The organism is Streptomyces boluensis, from assembly GCF_009908195.1.
Lineage (GTDB): Bacteria > Actinomycetota > Actinomycetes > Streptomycetales > Streptomycetaceae > Streptomyces > Streptomyces boluensis.
The window spans coordinates 1-2986 of sequence record NZ_JAAAHS010000595.1 but is presented as its reverse complement, the minus strand read 5'-3'; the positions used below and the strand labels follow the sequence as shown (position 1 = coordinate 2986).

Annotated in this window: 2 protein-coding genes; one reads left to right on the top strand and one right to left on the bottom strand. The window is 70.0% G+C overall.

Going from position 1 to position 2986, the window contains the following annotated elements; translation table 11 throughout:
• Positions 1 to 19: 19 nt before the first annotated feature.
• Positions 20 to 1711: an LCP family protein gene (locus GUY60_RS36360; protein ID WP_161705765.1), complete on the top strand. Its 1692-nt coding sequence runs from the start codon at positions 20 to 22 to the stop codon at positions 1709 to 1711.
• Positions 1712 to 1806: 95 nt separating this feature from the next.
• On the opposite strand, the gene GUY60_RS36355 is transcribed toward GUY60_RS36360, so the two are convergent.
• Positions 1807 to 2859 carry a glycosyltransferase family 2 protein gene (locus tag GUY60_RS36355; RefSeq protein ID WP_161705763.1) on the bottom strand — a complete coding sequence of 351 codons (1053 nt, stop codon included), beginning with the start codon at positions 2857 to 2859 and terminating at the stop codon, positions 1807 to 1809.
• Positions 2860 to 2986 lie beyond the last annotated feature (127 nt).

Below are 2986 nucleotides of genomic sequence, written 5' to 3'. Positions count from 1 at the left end.
GGGGACGGGAGGGGTGGGGATGAGGCAGGGCAGCGTCAGGGGAGACGGCACTGTCCCACGGCAGCGAGGCGGCCGTAGCGCCGACGAGCTGGGCTGGGACGAAAGCCTCTACGAGGGAGGCGAGGACGGCGAAGGCGGCGGGGGCGGCGACGACGACGGCCCTCGCTCACGGCACAAGGAAGGCGACCGCCCGAGGCCGAGGCGGCGCCGGAAACGCCGCGCCCTGCGCTGGTTCGCGATCGTCCTCGCCGTACTGATACTCGGCACGGCCGCTGCCGGATACCTCTGGTACGAGCACCTGAACGGCAACATCCGTACCACGCCGATGCCGGACGGCAAGCGGGCCGCCGAGGCCACGCCCAACGCGGCAGGCCAGACCCCGCTGAACATCCTGCTCATCGGCTCGGACGCGCGGGACAACGCCGAGAACCAGAAGCTCGGCGGCGCCAAGGAGACCTTCAACGGCACGGCGCTCGCGGATGTGCAGATGCTGCTCCACCTCTCCGCGGACCGCAGCAACATGTCGGTGGTCAGCATGCCCCGCGACACCCTGCTGCAGATGCCCGAGTGCACCGACCCGGACAACGGCAAGGTCTACCCGGCGACCACCGACCGCATGATGACCAACGCCAGCCTGGGGCGCGGCGGTCCGGGCTGCACGGTGCTCGCCTGGGAGAAGCTGACGAACATTCACATCAACCACTTCATGATGGTCGACTTCGCCGGGGTGGTGTCCATGGCGGACGCGATCGGCGGCGTACCGGTCTGTGTCGACGCCAACATCAACTCGCGCAACAGCAAGGGCGAGGGCTCCGGCCTCAAGCTGAAGAAGGGCACCACGTACGTGCAGGGCGAGCAGGCCCTGCAGTGGCTGCGCACCCGCTACGGCTTCGAGGACGGCAGCGACATCGGCCGCGCCAAGGCCCAGCACATGTACATGAACTCGATGGTCCGCGAGCTGCGCGAGAACGCCACCCTGACCAGCCCGAACAAGCTCCGCCGGCTCGCCGAGGAGGCCACCTCCGCGCTGGAGGTCGACGAGGGCCTGGACACCGTCAAGAAGCTGTACGACCTCTCGAACGAACTGAAGCGCGTCCCGCCGCAGCGCATCACGATGACGACCATGCCGTACGAATACGTGGGCGTCCGCGTGCAGCCGAAGCCCGGCGACGCGGACCAGCTGTTCCGCCTGGTCCGGGACGATGTGTCGCTCGACGGCAAGGACAGCCCGCAGAAGAAGAAGGACCGGGACAAGGCGCGCGAGGCGAAGGCCTCGGACGACCCGGCCGCGGCCCCCGCGGAGACCGGCGTACGGGTACTCAACGGCACCGCCACCAGCACCACCGCGGCAACGCCCGGGCGGGCCTCGACGGTCGCGGCGCTGCTGCAGAACAAGGGGTACACGCGGGCGGCCGCCGACCAGTCGTCGACGCCGGTCCAGGAGCGTACGGTGATCCGCTTCCCCAGTGCCGACCTGGAGGGTGACGCGCAGGCCCTCGCCAAGTCCCTCGGCCTGCCGCTGAGTTCGGTCGAGGAGTCCAAGGAGGTCACCGGTGTCACGCTCGTCGTGGGCGGCGACTGGCGCATCGGCGACGTACCGCCGAAGCCCAAGCCGGACGAGAAGGACGACAAGGCACCCGACACGGCCGACGCCCTGAACGGCGCGGACTCCAAGGCCTGTATGCGCGTGAACCCGAACTACACCTGGTAGCAGGCGAGTTCGGGCCCGAAGGACGAGCGGTAAGAACAACGGCGGTACCCGGCACGAGCCGGGTACCGCCGTTCTCGTAGAGCGGTGTAGAGCGGTCAGGCCTGCTTCAGGACCGCGGGGCGGCGCGAGGCGATGACCTTCTTGGCGAGCGCGCGCGGGCTGGTCAGGAAGCCCCAGCCCCACGACATGTGCATGGTCGCGAGCGCGACGGGGATCTGCAGCCGCGCCTTGGCCGGAAGGCCCTTGCCCGCGGGCACCGAACCCGCCACGATCGCCGCGAGATAGCCGCCGGGGATCACGAAGCCCCACGGCGTGAGCAGCGCACCCACGACCGCGCCCGCGGCGATGGCGCACACGGCGGTCGGCGGCGCGAGGTAGCGCAGGTTGATGGAGCCCTCGTGGTACCGGGCGACGACGTGCCGCCAACGGCCGTAGTCCTTGTACTGCTTGGCGAGCGCCTTGACGCTCGGCCGGGGGCGGTACGAGACCTTCAGCTCGGGCGAGAACCAGATGAGACCGCCGGCCTCACGGATCCGGAAGTTCAGCTCCCAGTCCTGGGCGCGGATGAACTCCTCGTTGTACCCGCCCTGCTGCTCCAGGGCCTCGCGCCGGAAGACGCCGAGGAAGACCGTCTCGGCGGCCTGGGCGTCTCCCCCGGTGTGGAAGGCGGCGTTGCCGACACCGATCTTCGAGGTCATGGCCGCGGCGACCGCGTGCTCCCAGTCGTTCTCGCCCTCGGCGTGCATGATGCCGCCGACGTTCATCGCGCCGGTCTCCTCCAGGAGCCGGACGGCGGTGGCGATGTAGTTCGCGGAGAGCATGCCGTGGCCGTCGACGCGCACCACGATCGGGTGCTTGGACGCCTTGATCGCGGCGTTCAGCGCGGCCGGGGTGCGACCCGTCGGGTTGGGCACGGTCTTGACCTTGGCGCGCGTGCTGGACGCGGTCTCGGCGACCAGCTCGGCGGCGATCTCGTCGGTACGGTCCGTGGACGGGCCGAGCGCGACGACGACCTCCATCTCGCCGGCGTACTCCTGCTGGAGGATCGCTTCTACCGAGCCCCGCAGGTGCCGCTCCTCGTTGAGGACGGGCATGATCACCGATACCGCCGGGGGCTGCACGGCGGACTCCTGGATTTTCTCGCTCATCAGATGTCACGTTACCGCGAACGGGGGACACGGACGCGCGGCGGCCGGGTCGTTGCCCCGGGCCGCATTTCGTATCGGCTTACGGTTGCCCGCGTCCCTGCGCCCGTCCCGCGGAGGTGTCCCGCGT